The sequence below is a fragment of the Pseudomonas sp. 43(2021) genome, assembly GCF_017490805.1.
Lineage (GTDB): Bacteria > Pseudomonadota > Gammaproteobacteria > Pseudomonadales > Pseudomonadaceae > Aquipseudomonas.
The window spans coordinates 81,492-99,785 of sequence record NZ_JAFGYJ010000016.1 but is presented as its reverse complement, the minus strand read 5'-3'; the positions used below and the strand labels follow the sequence as shown (position 1 = coordinate 99,785).

At 62.9% G+C, this 18,294-nt stretch carries 21 protein-coding genes; 7 read left to right on the top strand and 14 right to left on the bottom strand.

The window, feature by feature from the left end; translation table 11 throughout:
• Positions 1-452: 452 nt before the first annotated feature.
• The 9 genes from madM to mdcA all read right to left on the bottom strand — a co-directional run bounded on the left by madM (position 453) and on the right by mdcA (position 7,912).
• On the bottom strand, positions 453-1,217 hold the full coding sequence (madM, locus tag J5M71_RS15540; protein WP_207833340.1) for a malonate transporter subunit MadM: 765 nt from the start codon (positions 1,215-1,217) through the stop codon (positions 453-455).
• Positions 1,218-1,219: 2 nt separating this feature from the next.
• Complete coding sequence (gene madL / locus J5M71_RS15535) at positions 1,220-1,642, bottom strand: malonate transporter subunit MadL (RefSeq protein ID WP_207833338.1); 423 nt, start codon at positions 1,640-1,642, stop codon at positions 1,220-1,222.
• A gap of 201 nt (positions 1,643-1,843) precedes the next feature.
• Positions 1,844-2,764: a malonate decarboxylase subunit epsilon gene (mdcH, locus tag J5M71_RS15530; RefSeq protein WP_207833336.1), complete on the bottom strand. Its 921-nt coding sequence runs from the start codon at positions 2,762-2,764 to the stop codon at positions 1,844-1,846.
• On the bottom strand, positions 2,761-3,375 hold the full coding sequence (locus J5M71_RS15525) for a malonate decarboxylase holo-ACP synthase (protein WP_207833334.1): 615 nt from the start codon (positions 3,373-3,375) through the stop codon (positions 2,761-2,763). Before J5M71_RS15525 ends, mdcH begins: the two co-directional genes overlap by 4 nt.
• A 1-nt stretch (position 3,376) precedes the next feature.
• Complete coding sequence (gene mdcE, locus J5M71_RS15520; RefSeq protein WP_207833332.1) at positions 3,377-4,168, bottom strand: biotin-independent malonate decarboxylase subunit gamma; 792 nt, start codon at positions 4,166-4,168, stop codon at positions 3,377-3,379.
• Entirely contained in the window at positions 4,165-5,013 is an 849-nt protein-coding gene (locus J5M71_RS15515; RefSeq protein ID WP_207833330.1) for a biotin-independent malonate decarboxylase subunit beta, read from the bottom strand. The genes mdcE and J5M71_RS15515 overlap by 4 nt, the downstream gene beginning before the upstream one ends.
• Positions 5,006-5,305 (bottom strand): malonate decarboxylase subunit delta, encoded by a 300-nt coding sequence (locus J5M71_RS15510; protein WP_207833328.1) that lies wholly within the window; start codon positions 5,303-5,305, stop codon positions 5,006-5,008. The genes J5M71_RS15515 and J5M71_RS15510 overlap by 8 nt, the downstream gene beginning before the upstream one ends.
• Position 5,306: 1 nt before the next feature.
• Complete coding sequence (locus tag J5M71_RS15505; RefSeq protein ID WP_243434207.1) at positions 5,307-6,251, bottom strand: triphosphoribosyl-dephospho-CoA synthase; 945 nt, start codon at positions 6,249-6,251, stop codon at positions 5,307-5,309.
• Positions 6,251-7,912 (bottom strand): malonate decarboxylase subunit alpha, encoded by a 1,662-nt coding sequence (gene mdcA, locus J5M71_RS15500; RefSeq protein ID WP_207833326.1) that lies wholly within the window; start codon positions 7,910-7,912, stop codon positions 6,251-6,253. The genes J5M71_RS15505 and mdcA overlap by 1 nt, the downstream gene beginning before the upstream one ends.
• Positions 7,913-8,216: 304 nt before the next feature.
• Between mdcA and J5M71_RS15495 the strand changes: the two genes are divergently transcribed.
• Together J5M71_RS15495 and J5M71_RS15490 are read left to right on the top strand one after the other, a co-directional pair.
• Positions 8,217-9,287 carry an enoyl-CoA hydratase/isomerase family protein gene (locus J5M71_RS15495; protein ID WP_207833325.1) on the top strand — a complete coding sequence of 357 codons (1,071 nt, stop codon included), beginning with the start codon at positions 8,217-8,219 and terminating at the stop codon, positions 9,285-9,287.
• 16 nt (positions 9,288-9,303) lie between these two features.
• Complete coding sequence (locus J5M71_RS15490) at positions 9,304-10,455, top strand: acyl-CoA dehydrogenase family protein (RefSeq protein ID WP_207833323.1); 1,152 nt, start codon at positions 9,304-9,306, stop codon at positions 10,453-10,455.
• A gap of 162 nt (positions 10,456-10,617) precedes the next feature.
• On the opposite strand, the gene J5M71_RS15485 is transcribed toward J5M71_RS15490, so the two are convergent.
• Positions 10,618-11,550: a LysR family transcriptional regulator gene (locus tag J5M71_RS15485; protein WP_207833321.1), complete on the bottom strand. Its 933-nt coding sequence runs from the start codon at positions 11,548-11,550 to the stop codon at positions 10,618-10,620.
• Positions 11,551-11,675: 125 nt separating this feature from the next.
• Between J5M71_RS15485 and J5M71_RS15480 the strand changes: the two genes are divergently transcribed.
• Complete coding sequence (locus J5M71_RS15480; protein ID WP_207833319.1) at positions 11,676-11,939, top strand: DUF2790 domain-containing protein; 264 nt, start codon at positions 11,676-11,678, stop codon at positions 11,937-11,939.
• Between the two features lies 1 nt (position 11,940).
• Here J5M71_RS15480 and J5M71_RS15475 read toward each other — a convergent pair whose 3' ends face one another.
• Positions 11,941-12,633 carry a tRNA (adenine(22)-N(1))-methyltransferase TrmK gene (locus tag J5M71_RS15475; RefSeq protein ID WP_207833317.1) on the bottom strand — a complete coding sequence of 231 codons (693 nt, stop codon included), beginning with the start codon at positions 12,631-12,633 and terminating at the stop codon, positions 11,941-11,943.
• A gap of 221 nt (positions 12,634-12,854) precedes the next feature.
• Here J5M71_RS15475 and J5M71_RS15470 point away from each other — a divergent pair, with 221 nt between their 5' ends.
• The 3 genes from J5M71_RS15470 (at position 12,855) to J5M71_RS15460 (ending at position 16,078) form a co-directional block, all read left to right on the top strand.
• Positions 12,855-13,130 carry a helix-turn-helix domain-containing protein gene (locus tag J5M71_RS15470; protein WP_207833315.1) on the top strand — a complete coding sequence of 92 codons (276 nt, stop codon included), beginning with the start codon at positions 12,855-12,857 and terminating at the stop codon, positions 13,128-13,130.
• A 397-nt stretch (positions 13,131-13,527) separates the two neighbouring features.
• The gene (locus J5M71_RS15465) at positions 13,528-14,910 is read left to right on the top strand and encodes a primase-helicase family protein (RefSeq protein ID WP_207833313.1); all 1,383 of its coding nucleotides are present in this window, start codon (positions 13,528-13,530) and stop codon (positions 14,908-14,910) included.
• A 136-nt stretch (positions 14,911-15,046) separates the two neighbouring features.
• On the top strand, positions 15,047-16,078 hold the full coding sequence (locus J5M71_RS15460) for a hypothetical protein (RefSeq protein WP_207833311.1): 1,032 nt from the start codon (positions 15,047-15,049) through the stop codon (positions 16,076-16,078).
• Between the two features lie 12 nt (positions 16,079-16,090).
• On the opposite strand, the gene J5M71_RS15455 is transcribed toward J5M71_RS15460, so the two are convergent.
• Positions 16,091-16,384, bottom strand: coding sequence for a hypothetical protein (locus J5M71_RS15455; protein WP_207833309.1), 294 nt, complete (start codon positions 16,382-16,384; stop codon positions 16,091-16,093).
• 129 nt (positions 16,385-16,513) lie between these two features.
• Between J5M71_RS15455 and J5M71_RS15450 the strand changes: the two genes are divergently transcribed.
• Positions 16,514-17,470, top strand: a complete 957-nt coding sequence (locus J5M71_RS15450; protein ID WP_207833307.1) for a hypothetical protein — start codon at positions 16,514-16,516, stop codon at positions 17,468-17,470.
• Between the two features lie 23 nt (positions 17,471-17,493).
• Here J5M71_RS15450 and J5M71_RS15445 read toward each other — a convergent pair whose 3' ends face one another.
• A complete protein-coding gene (locus J5M71_RS15445; protein WP_207833305.1) occupies positions 17,494-17,886 on the bottom strand; it encodes a hypothetical protein in 393 nt (130 codons plus the stop codon).
• Between the two features lie 2 nt (positions 17,887-17,888).
• Positions 17,889-18,293, bottom strand: a complete 405-nt coding sequence (locus J5M71_RS15440; RefSeq protein WP_207833303.1) for a hypothetical protein — start codon at positions 18,291-18,293, stop codon at positions 17,889-17,891.
• Position 18,294 lies beyond the last annotated feature (1 nt).

Sequence of the window (18,294 nt, the reverse complement as noted above, 5' to 3'; positions counted from 1 at the left end):
GATCCCCCAACGGTTTTCCCCGAATCGGGGGGCGGCTTGCAGGTGTTCGTCACAAGATTTTCAGTGCCAGTGAGATCGAGCGCCGCCCGCGCGGCGCATCGCGAGCGAAGCTCGCTCCTACATCTATTTCGGGCCAATTATTCCTGAGGCAGAGGTGCGCGACCCTTTGGCGTCCACCTCGATATCGTGTGAAACAAACAAGGCGGTCGCGCGCGCTGGTGCAGGCGTTACTGGCCGGAAACAGATGTAGGAGCGAGCTTCGCTCGCGATGCGCCGCGCGGGCGGCGCTCGATCTCACAGGCACCGACAATGTGGTGGCGAGCCCATGGCGGCCCTAACCCAATCCCCCACCCTGCACCTCACAAACAACAAGTCGCTACCTGTACCAGCCTCATCGCCGGCAAGCCAGCTCCCACAGGGATCTGCGCTGGCTTCCAGGTTTGCGTTTACCGTCAACTGACCAGGGCACGTACGCAGAAGTACAGGATCGACGGCCCCATCAGGCAGCCCAACCCGGTATGGAAGGTGGCTGTCAGCGCCCCGTACGGCACCAGGCGCCGGTCGGTCGCCGCCAGCCCGGCCGTCACCCCCGATACCGTCCCCGCCAACCCGCCGAACACCATCGCCGAACGTGGGTTGTCCAGCGCCAGCAGGCGCGCCGATACCGGGGTGAACACCATCACCAGGATCGCCTTGATCAGCCCGGTGGCAATCGACAGGGCCATCACATCCGAGCTGGCTCCCAGTGCCGCCCCGGTCACCGGCCCGACGATATAGGTCACCGCACCCGCACCGATGGTGGTCATGCTCACCGCATCACGGTAACCGAAGGCATAGGCCACCGCCGCGCCGACAATGAACGGCAGCACCGTGCCGAGCAGCAGCGCCACCGCGCCGATCATCCCGGCCCTGCGCGCCTCGGTGGCCTGCACCTCGAAGGCCGTGGCGACAATGGCGAAGTCGCGCAGCATGGCGCCGCCCATCAGGCCGATGCCGGAGAACAGCGCCATGTCGGCCAGGCCTTTCTGGCCACCAGTAAGGGTGCCACCCACCCAGGCCAGCACCAGGCCGATGACGATGGCGATGGCCGAGCCGTGCACGCGGCCGAAGGTCAGGTACTTCGACAGCACCACCGACAACCACATGATCGCGCCCACCACCGCGAAGGCAGTGATCAAACCGTTATGTTCCAGGGCATTGTCAATGATCGGCCACATGATCAACGCCCTCCTGCAGGGGCAGCCTGCACCTTGGTTTCGGGGCCGGCTTCCAGCGCCGGCAGGGGTTCGCCGCGGTGGCTGCGGCTGATCAGGGCAATGGTCGCACCGCACACCAGTACCGCACCTATCGCCGCCAGCAGTGCTACCGGGCCACCGTGCAGGGCAGTGACCACGTTCTGCTGGGCGGCCATGGCCACCACCACCGGGATATACATGGCGCCCCAGAAGCCCACGCCGAACTCGCATTCCTTGCTCATGCCGCCGTTGCGGTGCATGTAAAGGCGTGCGCAAATCAGCAGGATCATGGCGATGCCGACCCCGCCCACATTGGATTTGACGCCCAGCAGCACGCCCAGGAAGTCGCCGACGATGACGCCGGCAAGCGTACAGACCGCCAGCAGTGCCACACCATAGATGATCATTGTTGTTGTCCTCAGGTAGTGTCGAAGTTGCTTGTTGTTGTTCTTCGCCATCAGTAAACCTGCAAGCACCGCGCTGGCTTCTTCGCGGGTAAACCCGCTCCCACAGGTACTGCAAATACCTTGAGCCCTGTTTGATTCCTGTGGGAGCGGGTTTACCCGCGAACACGGGCGCAGCCCGTGCCATCCGCCGCGGTGTTGCCGTCATCGATCGTTGGCCACCTCCTGGCGCAGCAGCGCATCCAGGCTGTCCCAACGGGTGCCTTCAACAGCTACCACCCTGCCCTGCTCGAACACCGGCCGGGCCAGCCCGCTGAGCACGTTGCCGGGCGGCAGTTCCAGGTGCAGGCGCACGCCACGCTCGTAGGCGTTGCGCAACGTGGCACGCCAGTCGACCATCCGCGCCATGTTGCCGGCCAGGTCGTCACGCAGACGCTGCGGGTCGAATACCGGCCGTGCGCTGCTGCCGCTCAGGTAGGTGATACGCGGTCGCTGCAGCTCGACCGTGGCGAAGGTACTGGCCAGTTCGGCCGCCGGACCATCCAGCAACGGGCAATGCGACGGCACGCTGACCGCCAGGCGCCGGGCCGTACCTTGGCCCAGGCGCCGTGCTCTGGTGGCAACCGCGGCCATCGCGCTATCGCTACCGGCGATGACGATCTGGTTCTCGCTGTTGAGGTTGGCGACATACACCTCGCCGCCCACATCGCTCAGCAAACGCTCCACGCTGGCCAGGTCCAGGCCACTGAGCGCGGTCATGCCGTAGCCTTGCGGATAGGCGCGCTGCATCAGCTCGCCACGCAGGGCAACCAGGCGCACGGCATCGGCAAATGCCAGGGCGCCCGCCGTAACGGCTGCCGGATAGGCACCGATCGACAGGCCGGCCACGTAATCCGGCGCGGGGCTGCGCTGCATCAGCCAGCGCGCCCAGGCCACGCCAGCCAGCAGCAGGCACAGCTGCACGGCACGGGTGGTCTGCAGGGCCTGCTGGCTGTCCAGCGCCTGGGCCTGCTGGCCGAGGGTGTCACTGGCCTCTTCCAGCAGCTGCCCGGCCCCCTCCGGCAGGCGCTGCAGCATGCCCACCTGCTGGGCGCCCTGGCCGGGGAAGGCGAACAGGCTGCTCATGCGGCACGCTCCATCGCTGCCCAAGGGTCACTGATCAGGCGTGGGCCATGGGCCGACTTGAGCAGCACGCGACGGGCGAAACCGGCCCACTCACGCAGGGCAACAGCACCCGCCGGGGTCTCCAGCTGCAGATCGATACGACAAGGTGCGCAATCGAGGATATCCAGCAGCTCACGTGCCCGCGCCCGGGCCAGCGGTTGCGGCGTACGCAGCAGCAAGTCCAGGTCGCTCTCGGCGTGCACCACCTCCATACCCGTGGCGATCTGGTACCCCACCCCGCCTGTCGGCCCCCAGGCCAGGCCACTGGCATCCAGTACCGGCGCGACCGAGGCCAGGGCCTGCAACGCAGGCCAAGGGCTTTCGGCTAGCCAGTGCAGCGTTTCGGGGCCTTGCTGACGCTGGATATCGGCCAGGCACATCAACGCACCCAGGCGCTGCGCCCGGCTCTGACCACGCAACCCGACAGCTACCCAACCGCCCTCACAGACGGCACGGCGTACCACTACCGGCTGACCGCTGACCAACACGTCCTGCGCCCACTGCGGCGCATCGGCAGGCAAGCCCGACACAGGCATCCCCCAGAGCAGGTCGTGCGGCCTTGGCGCGTTCATCTCAAGCGCCCTGCCATTGACGGCGCAGCTGTTCGCGCACGCGGCGCGAGGCACTGCGGTTTTCGCCGGCCAGCCGCGACGACAGATCGCTCGAGCTGCCGATGTCGCGCACCGCCTCAGCCAGGCAGGCACGTACCTGGGCGATGTCGGAGCTGCTCGGCGTCTCGGCATTGTCCACCTTAAGGCGGCGCCACAGCAGGCCCAGCGAGGCGTAGCTGGCCAGGTCGTAGGCCATCGGCGGCACCTCGGCGGCCAAGGCCTCCAGCTGCTCGACGCTGCGCAAGGTGATGCGCGCCGCTGCCGCCTTGCCCATGGCGTGCACCATGACCCCGGCATCGTCCAGGGCGATCAGACGCTGGGCCTGGTAGCCGTGGGCCAGGAAGGCACCAGACATGGCCTTGCCGACCAGCAGGCCGATCACCGGGTGCCCGGCCAGCCGCGCCTGGGCATAGGCATGCACCGCAGCGGCCAGCGCCTGATGAATGCCCAACGCCTCCTCGCGGCGGCCATAGGCCTGGCTGGGTACGTCGATCACCGCGACGATCGCCCGCTTCTGCCTCTGGCGGTCAGCCTCGACCGCTTCGCTCACGGCCTTGGCCAGGCCCCAGCCCTCCAGCAGGCCGACTTCGCCCGAGCGCGCACGGGGGAACGGGTTGCCAGCATCCGGGACCACGGCGATGAAGCGCACCAGGCGGTTGTCCAGTTCGCCATCGATTACCCGCAACGACGCGGGATAACCCGGCAAGGCTTGCCCGCCGGCCAGGCCCGGCAGCCAGTTCAAGGCACGGTTCATTTGGCTTCTCCTTGGTAAAGGTCGCGCACGGCAGCGGCATCCAGTTGCGGGCAACCATCGCCCAGCCGGGCCAGGCGTTCGAGGAACCAGGCGTGTTGACTGGCACGATCCCTTGAAGGTTCGTCGAGCAGTTGCAGCAAGCGTTCGCGCAAAGCCTCGATGTCGTCAGCCACATAGGCATCGACCAGCCCGCTGGCGTGCCGCTGCTCGCCACCGGTCAGGCTCCAGATAAAGGGGCGGTCCTTGGCATCGTATTCACCAATGCCCGCTTCCTGTTCGATCACCTGCGGGCCATTAAGGCCCAGGCGCGCTTCGCGGGTGACCAGCAAGTGGCTGCACAGGCCGGCGGCGATGGACATGCCGCCGAAACAACCGACCGAACCTGCAACCAGGCCGACCACCGGCTGCCAGGCCCGCAGTTCGACAATCGCCGCCTGGATTTCGGCAATCGCCGCCAGGCCCAGGTTGGCCTCCTGCAGGCGTACACCACCGGTTTCCAGCAGTAATACGGCGCAGGTGGGGATGCCGTTGCGGTTGTCTTCAATGGCCAGCTCCAGCGCGCCGGCGATCTTGGCACCGCCCACCTCGCCCATGCTGCCACCCTGGAAGCCGCCCTCGATGGCAGCGACCACAGCGTTGCGCCCATTCAGCAGGCCCTTGGCAATGACCACGCCATCATCGGCCTGGGGCACGATGCCTTGGCGCGGCAGCCACGGCGACATCAGCCGGTCGAACGGGCCAAGCAGTTCACGGAAGCTACCCGGGTCGAGCACGGCGCGGGCGCGCTGACGGGCGCCCAGTTCGACAAAGCTGCGGCTACGCAGCAAGCGTTCGGTGTCAGTCATGAGCAATCTCCTCGAAGCCTTGCTCCAGGCGCAGACGCACCACGCCTGGGGTGGCGCCGAAATCATGGATGTCGATGTTCACCGCCGGCCAGGTGCGGCCCTCGAACAGGCGCTGGAACAGCTGCGCCCAGCGTGCAGCGCTGCCGTTGACCGAGGTCACTACCTGTATTTGCAGGTTGCCGGCGCTGCCGGGTTCGATCAGCACTTCAAGGTCGCCGGAGCTGACACAACCCACCAGCGTGCGGCCGCGCCCCGGTTCGGCGGCGGGGAAATTAAAGGTCAGGGTTTCCATGTCACAGGCTCCCGGCTTTGTCGAGGAACAGGCAGGCGGCCAGCAGATCGGCGGCGCCGCCCGGTGAGGCATTCAGGTGCAGCAGGTGCTGGTCCAGCCGACGCAGTTGCCGGCGCCCGGCCAGTGTGGCGCTGCCGCCTTCGGTGAGCACGGCACGCGCGCCTTGCTGGACGGCAGCCAACCCGGTCGGGCCGCTGCGCCAGAGCACGCAGGTGTCGCTGAGCACGGCCATGATCGCCAGCAGCGCGTCGAGCCGGGCGTTCAGCTCGCTGGCACCGGCGGCGCGGCTGCGCTGCAGTTGCGGCAGGCCGTGACCGATGACGGCGGGGAAGCCTTGTTGCGCCTGCTCGCGGGCGCCGCCAGTGCCATAGCGGCGGCGTACCTGCAGGCCATGGCTGTCTTGGCTGGTCATGGCGGGGTCGTCGAACAGTGCGATGCGACCGGCACGGGCAGCCAGGGTGTTGGTATCGGCCTGGGTGTCGAGGGCCTTGGATGCTACCAGCAGGCCGAGGGCCCAGATTGCGCCGCGATGGGTGTTGACCCCGCCGGTGGCGGCCAGCATCGCCGCCTCGCCTTCGCGGCCGAGCTGGCCCAGGGTGGCGCGCAGGGGCTGGCCGATGGTGCCGATGGCCTTGGCGGCTTCGGCCATGTTGCGCAGGCATGGCCACAGGGCCAGGGCCGAGGCGTGCATCAGGGCCAGGGTCATGTCGCGGTGGGCGCCGTTGCCACGGCGGTCGACCAGGCCGGGCTTTGGGGACAGGTCGGCTTCGTCGATCAGGGCTTCCACGGCCAGGTCGGCCAGGTGGTCGGCCAGGGGTAATTCGGTTGCCTGTGCAGGCCTCTTCGCGGGTAAACCCGCTCCCACAAGGATCGTGCGATGTTCAAATGCGTCACTATTCCTGTGCTTGCGAAGAAGCCCATGCGGTTGCAAGTCGAGTGCTTTCATCACCAGCTCCTGAACCGTGCAGGCGGGTTGTAGAGGCCGCCGGACCATTCGACCAGGTCAGCGATGCTGCGCGCAGCCAGCAGTTCGCGGCTGGCATCGGTGCGGCGGATGCCGAGGTCTTCGGGCAAGGCGACCAGGCCTTGCTGACGCAGGCGCAAGGTGTCCTTGGGGTCGTGCCGCAGGCCGATGGCGGTAACCCCGGCCACGGCGGCGATCATCTGCTGGCGCTCTGCAAGGTTGCGGGCCTTGTACAGGTAGGCAACGCCCTCCTCGGTCAGCAGGTGGGTGACGTCGTCGCCATAGATCATCACTGGGGCCAGCGGCATGCCGGCTTTCTTTGCCACGTCCACGGCATCGAGCGTTTCCACGAAGGTGGGCTTGCCGCCTTCCTGGTAGGTCTCGACCATCTGTACCACCAGCTTGCGACCGCGTTCGAGCATTGTTTCCGGCACGGTCATGTCGAGCCAGGCCGGGGTCGCGTGGCGTCGGCCACGCGGGTCGTGGCCCATGTTCGGTGCTCCGCCGAAGCCGGCCAGACGGCCGCGGGTCACGGTCGAGGAATGGCCATCGCCATCTACCTGCAGGGTGGCGCCAATGAACAGGTCGACGGCGTACTGCCCGGCCAGCTGGCACATCATGCGGTTGGAACGCAGCGAGCCATCACGGCCAGTGAAGAACACGTCCGGGCGCTGGGCGATGTAGTCCTCCATGCCCAGTTCGGTGCCGAAGCAGTGCACGCTTTCCACCCAGCCGGTCTCGATGGCCGGGATCAGGGTCGGGTGTGGGTTGAGTGTCCAGTTGCGGCAGATCTTGCCCTTCAGGCCCAGGGACTCGCCGTAGGTAGGCAGGATCAGCTCGATGGCAGCGGTGTTGAAGCCAATGCCATGATTCAGCGACTGCACCTGGTGCTTTTCGTAGATCCCGCGAATGGCCATCATCGCCATCAGCACATGCACCGGCTTGATATGACGCGGGTCGCGGGTGAACAGCGGCTCTATATAGAAAGGCTGGTCGGCAACCACCACGAAATCGACCCAGGACGCCGGGATATCGACCCTGGGCAGGTCATCCACGCGGTCCACCAACTGGTTGACCTGAGCGATGACGATACCGTCGCTGAACGCGGCCGGCTCCACCAGTGCCGGGGTGTCTTCGGTGCTGGGGCCGGTGAACAGGTTGCCATCGCGGTCGGCCATGAAGCCAGCCACCAGAGTGACGTTGGGGATCAGGTCGACCAGCAGCCGCGAGTACAGCTCGATATAGGTGTGGATGGCACCGACCTCGAGCAGGCCGTCTTCCAGCAGTTGGCCAATGCGCAGGCTTTGCGGGCCGGCGAAGGAGAAGTCGAGCTTGCGGGCAATGCCACGTTCGAACAGGTCCAGGTGCTCGGCGCGGCTGACGCTGGGCATGATCATGTGCAGGTCGTGCAGGCGCCCCGGGTCGACCCTGGCCAGCGCGCGCGAGAGGAAATCTGCCTGCTTCTGGTTGTTGCCTTCGAGCACTACCCGGTCGCCGGGTGCGAGCAGCAGTTCCAGGGCTTCGACGATACGCTCGGTGGGCAGCACCACGCCGTCGGCGAGGTGGCGGACCCGGTCAAGGCGACGCAGCTTTTCGGCGCGCCGCCGGGACCATTGCGGCGGTGGATTCTTGGTTGTTGTCATGGTGACTCCACGGGTTCGCTGTCGTGGGGTCACCTTAGGGCTGGGGGGTTGGGCTATCAATCAAGCTCAGTCGCGGATCGTTACGACCAGGTTAACGATCTAGCTGATGTACAAGGGCGATAGGGCCAGCCCTGCCAACCTGAAACCTTGCTAGAGTGGCGATATCGCCGCCCAAGGCAAAAATGCAGAATCCCCCTGCAGATTTGTCGATTGTGCAAGGCAAATTCGCATGACAGGATCCTGCGATCCTCCAGCGAACTCCAGACTTCACTTGGAAAATCAATAACAAAGCAGGGAGAACGCAATGACTGCGCACGCTCATACCTCGGCAACCGACCATGTGCTGGCCGAGGTCCGCAACCAGATTGGCCACCTGACCCTGAACCGTCCCGCCGGCCTCAATGCCCTGACCCTGGATATGGTCCGCAGCCTGCGCCAGCACCTCGACCTGTGGGCCGAAGACCCGCAAGTGCGCGCCGTGGTACTGCGTGGCGAGGGCCCCAAGGGCTTCTGCGCCGGTGGCGATATCCGCTCGCTGCACGACAGCTTCAAGGCCGGCGATACGCTGCATGAAACCTTCTTCGTCGAGGAATACGCCCTCGACCTGGCCATCCACCGCTACCACAAGCCCGTGCTGGTGCTGATGGACGGTTTCACCCTCGGTGGCGGCATGGGCCTGGCCCAGGGCTGCGACTTGCGCGTGGTCACCGAACGCAGTCGTCTGGGCATGCCCGAAGTAGGAATCGGCTACTTCCCGGATGTGGGCGGCAGCTACTTCCTGTCGCGCGTCCCCGGCGAGCTGGGCATCTATCTGGGCGTCAGCGGCACCCAGATCCAGGCTGCCGATGCGCTGTACTGTGGCCTGGCCGACTGGTACCTGGCCAGCGACCAGCTGGCAGCCCTCGACCAGGGGCTGGACAAGCTGCGCTTTGGCGACCACCCACTCAAGGACCTGCAGAGCCTGCTGGCCAGGCTCGGCACCCAGGTGCTCGACGATGCGCCGCTGGAAAAACTGCGCCCGGTCATCGACCACTTCTTCGCCCTGCCCGACGTGCCTGCCATCGTCGAGCAACTGCGTGCAGTGAGCATTGGCGACAGCCACGCCTGGGCCGTGGCCACCGCCGATCAGCTGGAAAGCCGCTCGCCATTGGCCATGGCGGTTACTCTGGAGATGCTGCGCCGTGGTCGCCAGCTGGGCCTTGACGAGTGCTTTGCCATGGAACTGCACCTGGACCGCCAGTGGTTCCAGCACGGCGACATCATCGAAGGCGTACGCGCGCTGATCATCGACAAGGACAAGCAGCCACGCTGGAACCCGCCGACCCTGGCCGCACTGCAACGCCAGCGGGTCGACCAATTCTTCGAAGGCCTGTGAGCCCGGGAGTACACAGATGCAAGACCTGGAACTGAACGAAGAACAGATCATGATCCGCGACATGGCCCGGGACTTTGCCCGTGGCGAGATCGCCCCGCATGCCCAGGCCTGGGAAAAGGCCGGCTGGATCGACGATGGCGTGGTGCGCAAGATGGGCGAACTGGGCCTGCTGGGCATGGTAGTGCCGGAAGACTTCGGCGGCAGCTACACCGACTACGTCGCCTACGCCCTGGCGGTAGAAGAGATCGCCGCCGGCTGCGGCGCCACCGGGGCGATGATGAGCATCCACAACTCGGTGGGCTGTGGCCCGCTGCTGGCCTACGGCACGGCCGAACAGCAACAGCAGTGGCTGCCACGCCTGGCCACCGGCGAGGTGATCGGCTGCTTCTGCCTGACCGAGCCACAGGCCGGTTCCGAGGCACACAACCTGCGCACCCGCGCCGAACTGGTGGATGGCCAGTGGGTGATCAACGGCGCCAAGCAGTTCGTCAGCAACGCGCGCCGCGCCGGATTGGCGATCGTCTTCGCAGTGACCGACCCGGAGCTGGGCAAAAAGGGCCTGTCGGCGTTCCTGGTACCCACCGACAACCCGGGCTTCAAGGTTGATCGCAGCGAACACAAGATGGGCATCCGCGCCTCCGACACTTGCGCGGTCACCTTCGACAACTGCCGCATCCCCGCCGCCAACATCCTCGGTGAGCGTGGCAAAGGCCTGGCCATCGCCCTGTCCAACCTCGAAGGCGGCCGTATCGGCATTGCGGCCCAGGCGCTGGGCATTGCTCGCGCCGCGTTCGAGGCGGCGTTGGCCTACTCGCGCGATCGGGTGCAGTTCGGCAAGCCGATCAACGAGCACCAGAGCATCGCCAACCTGCTGGCCGACATGCAGGTGCAGGTGAATGCCGCGCGGTTGCTGATCCTGCATGCCGCGCGCCTGCGCAGCGCCGGCAAGCCGTGCCTGTCGGAGGCCTCGCAGGCCAAGCTGTTCGCCTCGGAAATGGCCGAGCGGGTGTGCTCGATGGCGATCCAGGTGCATGGCGGCTATGGCTACCTGGAGGATTACCCGGTGGAGCGCTATTACCGCGATGCGCGGATCACGCAGATCTATGAAGGGTCTAGCGAGATCCAGCGGATGCTGATTGCGCGGGAGTTGAAGCACTATCCGCTTTAAAGCCTTGCGCAATCCCTGCAGGAGCGGCCTTGTGTCGTGAAAGGGCTGCGCAGCAGCCCCAGGATTCTAGCGCAGATGCAAAAATTGCTGGGGCCGCGTTGCGGCCCTTTCGCGACACAAGGCCGCTCCTACAAGGGCCAGCGTTAACCGCCCCACACTCGGCTATCGCCAATAGCGCGAATCATCCACCACCTTGGCATGCCCCTCGAACAGCGCCGGCAGTTGTTCCTTGAGGTAGTCGATCCAGGTGCGCACCTTGGCATCCAGGTAATGCCGTGACGGGTAGATCGCATACAGCGCGCTTTCACGCAGGCGATACGGTGCCAGCAACCGGCACAACCGCCCCTGCTCGATCGCCTGGCTGGCGGTGTAGAACGGCAGCAGGCCAATGCCCATGCCCAGCTCGCTGGCCACCAGCATGGCGTCGGCGACGTTGGTGGAGAAACTGTCGTTCGGCGCGATCACACACTGGTCCACACCTTGCGGGAACACCCAGTCACCTTCGTACACCGGATAAGCCATGCGCAGGCAACGGTGCTGGTGCAGGTCCTCGGGGCGCTCGGGCACCCCATGGGCCACCAGGTAGCTCGGCGCCGCGCAGGGGATGCTGAATATGTTGCCCAGCGGCACGGCGATCAACTGCGAGTCCGGTAACGCCCCGTCAACGGTAATCACCACATCGTGCCCTTCGGCCAGCGGGTCGGGGTTGCGCTGGGACAGGGTCAGCTCGATCACCACTTCCGGGCACAATGCGTTGTAGCCGGCCACCAGCGGCATCAGCAACAGGCCCAGCCCGTGCGGGCAATGCAAACGCAGGCGGCCGCGGGGCGTGAGGTGCGCACCACGGGCTTCGCCCACCGCTTCTTCGGTCAGCAGCATGATCTGCCGCGAGCGCTCGAGAAACCGCTCGCCCGCCTCGCTCATGCGCAAACGCCGCGTGGTGCGGTGCAGCAGGCGGGTCTGCAGCTGGTTTTCCAGCTCGGCAACGATGCGCGAAACCTGCGCCGCAGAAATGTCCAGGGCATTGGCGGCCGCAGCAAAGCTGCCACATTCCACCACACGGGCGAAGGTACGCATGGCATGCAGCATGTCCATGAAGGTGTGCTCCTTGTTCGGTCTTATTCTTGCGTTACAGGCAGGAATCTATCACGGGTTAGACCATTTATTGTGGATGACCAATGAATGGATCATTAGCCATACATTGAAAAAAGGAGCCTGCCATGAAACGTTTGATCGCTGTCCTTGCCGTTGCCGCTACCCTCGCCTCGTTCGGTGCCTTGGCCGACGCCAGCAGCAATCAACCGGTCAGCAGCGGCAACTACGAATACGGCATGCCGCTGGACATTGCCAAAGTCATCTCCATCACCCCGGCCAGCAACGCTGCCGACTGCCAGGTTGGCACCGCGCACATGGTGTATGTCGACCACCAGGGCCAGAAGCGCGAAGTCGACTACCGGGAAATGGGCAACTGCTCGCAGCAGTGAGTCAGGCCAGCGCCTCGGTGATCCAGCCGACCTGTTGCCTGAAGTCATCGATTTTCGCCTGAGGCACCGCATCGCGGGCCCGCTCGAAGTTGGCCAGGGTCTGCTGCTTCTGCCGCAGCATGCGCCGCCACTTGACCAGAAACGCCTCGCTTTTCTCCTGCAACAACACCGGGCCGAAGTACAGCTGTTCAGCGGTATACACCGCCCCGCCCGGCTCGGCGACGATGATCTCGTAGTCGAAGCGGTTTTCCCGCAGCAGTTCTTCGCTGACGATCCGGTAACCATTGCCCATCAGCCACTGGCGCAGTTCGCGCTCAGCGCCATTGGGTTGCAGCACCAGGCGCGTGACACCCGCCAGGCGCTGTTTGCCGGCCTCGAGGATCTCGCACATGGTGTCGCCCCCCATGCCGCAGATGCTGATCACCGAGATGCGATCTTCCGGCTCGACCGCTGCCAGGCCGTCGGCCAGGCGCACGCCGATTCGGCCTTCCAGGCCATTCCTGCGCACGTTGCGCTGGGCCGAGGCGAACGGCGTCTGCGCTACCTCGCCCGCGACCGCCGCTTCCAGCACCCCGCGCAGCATCAGGGCCACCGGCAGGTAGCCATGGTCCGAGCCGATGTCGGCCAGGCGCGCGCCTTGCGGTACTTGTGCCGCCACGCGCTCCAGGCGCCTGGACAATGTCTGTTCGTTCAACGTAAACCCCTGCTTTGCAATCGGCCGCGATTCTGACGGCGAACGCCGCGCATTTCAAACACGGGGGCGCCCTCGACCGGGCCGGCGCGCTCGCGTAGGCTTGCCGCTTTCCTTCCGTAGCAAGTGTTGCCCCGCCTACCTCGCCCTAGCTAGCTCTGGGTATTCAGAAAAGACCATCCGACCGTAAACCCCCAAATATGCCACCTGTGGGAGCGACGACGATGGGCAACCCTAGAATTGAAGTACCCGCACCGATAGCTGACGCGCTGGTGCACCCTACCCCCCTGTGCCAAGCACTGGGAATCAGCCGGGTGACCCTTGACCACTGGGTGGCTGCCGGGCACTTCCCTGCCCCCATCGTGATCGGTCAGATGCGCGGCAGCGGCAAGGTTTCCCGCACTGCCTTCCTGAAAAGCGAAATCGATGCCTGGATCGAAGCGCGCAAGGCCGAGCGTGACGCGGCAAAAAAGCTGCGCACCGAAACCCTGCCAGCCTGACAAAGAAAACCCCGGCGGATCAGGCCAGGGTTCAATGAGGTACCACTATGAATAGTTATATTGTAACGCTGCTAGCCAGCGCCGCAAGCCCATCCGTCACCACCAATGAATGCTGGGACGAATACGATCCGGGCGTCATCCACGCCCTGCTCACCAGTGAGCCGAACACCTGCACCAGTGGCAGCGCGGTCATGCTCAGTCCCGAGCAAGCCACCGCCGCAGTGCTGCGCCCGGCGCCATTACCCGCCCCAGCACGGCGCCCCCCTGTGCCGTTGCCCGTGCCAGTAGTCCGCAACACGGGCCAGCAGCGGACGCGCCAACAAACGGCACAGGGGGCGCCCCAGTGCGCAATGCGAACTCAACAGACGGCAGTGGTTAGCGGGGGTGTGCAATGGGCATGAACATCGACACCGAGTCGAGGGAAATCCTTCGCTATATCTCCCAGGACTTCGTGATGCTGACGGCGAACGGTGAGCAGCGCGCCTACCACATCGAGTCGGGGGATATTTTCGGCCAGAAGGGATTCATCAAGTATTGCAGCAAGCACTACGGTGAAATCACGATCATTCAGGGTGACGGCAAGGAAGAACGGGCCGCCTCGGGTGCCATCTGGTGGAACTGGGAGGACCCGCTGCAACGGGTAGCACGGCGTGTCGTCATGGAACCGACATCCAAGCCCGAGCATGAGGGCAACCCCGAGATGTTTAACCTCTGGTACGAGCGCAAGAAGACCATGTGCCCACCCGATCTGTACGCCACGCCCGAGAGCATTGAGATTTTCGTCAAGCACCTGCTCTACCTGGCCGACGGCGACCAGGTGGTGGTCATGTACTTCCTGAACTGGCTGGCGACCCTGTACCAGACGCCTGAAATCAAAATCCCGAGCGCGTTCCTCTTTTATTCCAAGCTCGGTGGCGTGGGCAAGTCCACGATGTTCAAGCTGCTGGCCCAAGTATTCGGGCCTTGCATGGTGGGCAGCTGCAGCGGCCGAGCGCTGACGAAATCCTTCGATGATGTCACCGAGCACAAACGCCTGTTGATGATCAACGAAATGGCCAGGTCCGAGAAAGCGGACGGCTACGAAAACTTCAAGAACATGATTTCCGAGGAACAGGTTTCGTTCGAAGGCAAGGGCCGGGCGGCCAAGGACATCAAGAACATCACCCACTACATCGTCACGACCAACAACAAGGACGCGCTGCCGCTGATGCAGGGGGACCGACGTATTGCCGTGTTCATGTGCAATGCTGCCCCGAAGGCAGATAGCTACTACGTCAAGTTGGTGGACTGGATGGAGCACGAAGGTCCGGCGCTGGTGGCTGGTGTTCTGGCGCAGTGGAAGTTCCCAGCCGACTGGAACCCATACGCACCTGTGCCGCAAACCGCTGCAGCCAGAGCCATGCAGGACGCTGCACAGGGCGAGCTTTACGGCGTCGTCAAAGAGCTGATCGATCAGCGTCGGGAGCCGTTCGATAAGGACATCATCGTGGTAGGTGAAGCCGCTACCAAGCTCAACAACATGGGGCTGGCCCTGACTAAACCGGCAAACATCACCAGCCTGGGCAAGGTGCTCAAGGTTCTTTGCGGGGAACCGGAACCGCTGCGCATCTTGAAGCGGGAAACCGGCAAGTCGATGCCACTCAATGTGTACCTGATCCGCAATGCCGAGCAGTGGAAAGCTGCGTCCGCCGAGCAACGCATGAACCACCTAGACACCGGGGTGCACCTGTTCCCTGTTCAAGATCAATTCGATGACAGCGAGGTGGCCAACGATGAATAGCGCACCGGTTTCGATCCATACCATTCCGACACATCCGCCTTGAGATGCGTTGCACGTGGCGCAGCGCTAGACATTGTGATGGCAATTGGATAGCGTTGGGTACTCCCATAGATTTCTTTCATACATCACCTTAAATATGAAAATTAATGAAGATCAAGCTCGCACAACGGTCTCAAAAATCTACCAAATTGTAGCCGCACTTCAAAATGAAATCGGACCTGATCGTCTGCCTCCAGATATTGGTGAACAACTTGATCGATTTAAATGGGAGATTGACAATTTTGCCTCTCAGCTCTCAAATGGTCACCCTGTAGATCTAGTAGGTAAAGCTAATCTACTTACCTCGAATACTCAGCAGATAATATCGACAATTCGAAGCGTCAAGTTAGATTTTCGGCCAGAGTTACTTGATGAGCTTTTTAGACAGGCTACGATTCTAAGCGCCATAATGTCTGTGCCGCACGAAAATGAAACAATTTCACTGCGAAACTTGGAAGAAGCTGAAAAAGAGCTGCGGAAACGTATAAATATTGAGCAGGCTCGATTAGCGGATATAGAAATAAAAATCGATAACTTACAGGATGCCGCTAACGACGAAATCAAAAAGATTTCTCTTGCATATGACGAGGCGAAAGCCAACTTAGATGAAAAGAAGACGCAGATTGATGAGTTGGTTGGTCACGCTTCGGCTCAGGTAGTGGCTGGTGATTATGCTAGGTCATCCGAAGTCGAGAAAAAGACGGCCGACAAGCTCAGATGGGGGTCTATTGCGTGCATGGCGTTGGTGGTCCTCCTTCTTGGCGTCACCGCATTCAAGAGCCTTGATGCTGAGATACATTGGGAAAATTTTGTCATTCGAATCACGTTGGCACTGTTGCTTTCGGTGCCGGCGGCCTACTTGGCCAGGGAGTCAGCGAAACACCGAGAGCAGCAATACCAGCACCTGCAGACATCGCTCGACCTGAAAGCCATTACCCCGTTCCTGGCCTCCCTGCCTCCAGAGGAACAGCACAAGATCAAGATCGACATTGCATCGAAAATATTCGCTGGCCGAGATTTCTCCAGGGTTGGTGCTGATCCTTTCCCAATCAATGCCCATGAACTAGTCATGGAAATCATCAAGAAACTTGAGCTGCCTAGGGGCAATTCTCGCGGCCCAGGGCAGTAAGCGGTGAGGCTGCTAAAGGCCGTCTCGGTACCGCTCCAGCTCTCTGTCGATCAAGGCCTGGAGCGCTGCAGTACTCCCCGTGAAATCAATCTCCACCGGCTCGCCTTTCAGCCTGGAAGTCACTGCCAGCTTGAGCCTGGTGGGGCCGCCACTACTGTGCTGTACAGCGCGGAAAATTCGGTTGCTGTCAGCACCACGACGCGGAGCCCCGAGGAAAAATGCCCAGCCGTCAGGGTTGTGGCGCGGCTCAGCTACCAGATGGCTGTACTCACGTTCAACGAATGCCAGGATGTCGTCGGGTGACATGGCTGCTTGCTCCGATGGTGGGCACAGTAAGTTCAGCACACGGTTGGCTTGCGGTCCATGCTGGCAAGATCATCCTCGACGCCGCTATCATCGCTGGCTATGTGCCATGGATAGAGCGAAGGGGTTGCAATGGTTTTATGGGAGCCGATTGACGGCGTATTTACGGCCTCGGCATCGTGGCTGCCGGCGATGGATTTTTGGGATAAGTTCGAGTGGTTCCCCTTCATCATGACGGCTGCCGCCGCGTTCATCACTGCACTGGTCGGTGCGTGGCTCGGTGCATGGGCAGCGCAGCGCATTGCCAGCAGGAACAAATTACGCGATGAGTTACAGAAAGAACTGCGCAGCACCAATGCCGGCATCATGCTGGCACATACGGTGGTTAACCTCGCTTACGCGCTCAAGAAGCAACATATAAAAAGGCTCAAAGAATCATACGAAAATGACTGCAAGGCTTTCGAGCAATACAAGCAGGAGGTGGCTGCGGGAAAAGAGGGAATTTCTTTTGAGATGGCACCCAATCTCGACCGTTTGGAGGAAATCACCACACCTATCACACATCTTCAAGATATCGTGATGGGAAAAATCTCCACCACAGGACGGGCCATTGCGTCCGTGGCTGCAATGTCTGATGCGATACAAAACCTGAATGACACCCTTCGGGGTCGTAATGGGCTTATTGAAAAAATTAAAGACGATAAGCTACCGGCCGGTGCAAAAATTGAAGATTTTTATTTCGGTCTCCCTTATGCAAAAGGAAAGGTTAACCTAGAGTATCGCTGCTACGTTCAGGCGCTATCGCTGTATACAGACGACACAATATTTTTCAGCATCAAGCTTTGTGACGACCTGCGTGAACACGGTTTACATGTAGTCAAGAAGTTCAGCAAAGAGTTCCGGGGGGAGGCACCAGGAGTTAGTAATTTCGACTGGAGCAAGGCAGAGCAGGAAGGTTTATTGCCGAAAGATGAGGATTACGAGAGCTGGCTGTCGGGCTTCCAGCCGTCACCCGAGAAAGAACCCCTAAGTCGGTGGCAGCTACTTAAGAAACGCCTCACGGTTTTTCGTCGCCAACGCGTAGAGTGAGCGGTATCCCTGCCACCTGCGCATCACGCCTCCGGCTGGCACAGGGACTGTCGTACCCGATAGACCAGCCTGAGACTGCAGCCCATTTCTGCGGCAACCACGACCGGTGGTGCGCCTTCGTTCAAGCGCGCAGCGATGCGCTGACGATGCGCTGCACGCTGGATGTCGTACTCGGTCGGTTCGCGGGGGGCCGCGGCCTCCGGCCCCGGTTCCTCGGGCACATAGCCGACCAGTTCATACGCCAGTTCGTTGCGCAGGTTTTCCAGTGTCGGAGCATCCGCCATGGCAGCGAGCGCAGCGCGCATGCCCCTCACGATCTGCCGGCGCTTGGGTCGCAGGTGCACGGGTGACCGCTCTGCGATGCGCTGGAGGTGGCGCAGCAGGCTGTCGACTTGGGGTTCAGTGATGGTCTGCATGGTCAATCCCTCACGATGTAGATTTGCCTCGACTGCCACCCGGCGAAGCGTCGGGCCTGCCCCTTGTGCGCCATGACGGCGGTGGACTCACAACCTTGTGCCTGCGCCCAGGTGCACAGCTGCTCCAGGTGGGCCGGCCAATCGTCCGGTAGCTCGCCATGGACCATGAACAGGTCGCATTCCTTGGCCTGCGGGTACTGGACGATCCGCGTGACGACCACGGCCAGCAGCCCGCCGTCACCGACGACAAGCCACAGCTGAGCATCACGCTCAAGGATCATCGCCAGGATGTCAGCGGCCTCCCAGCGGTGTTCCCTGGATTCGGTCAGGTACTGGTGCACAAGTGAACTGACGATGTGCCATGCCCTCGGCACATCGTCAGCTGGTACGCCTTGCAGGGTGCTCACG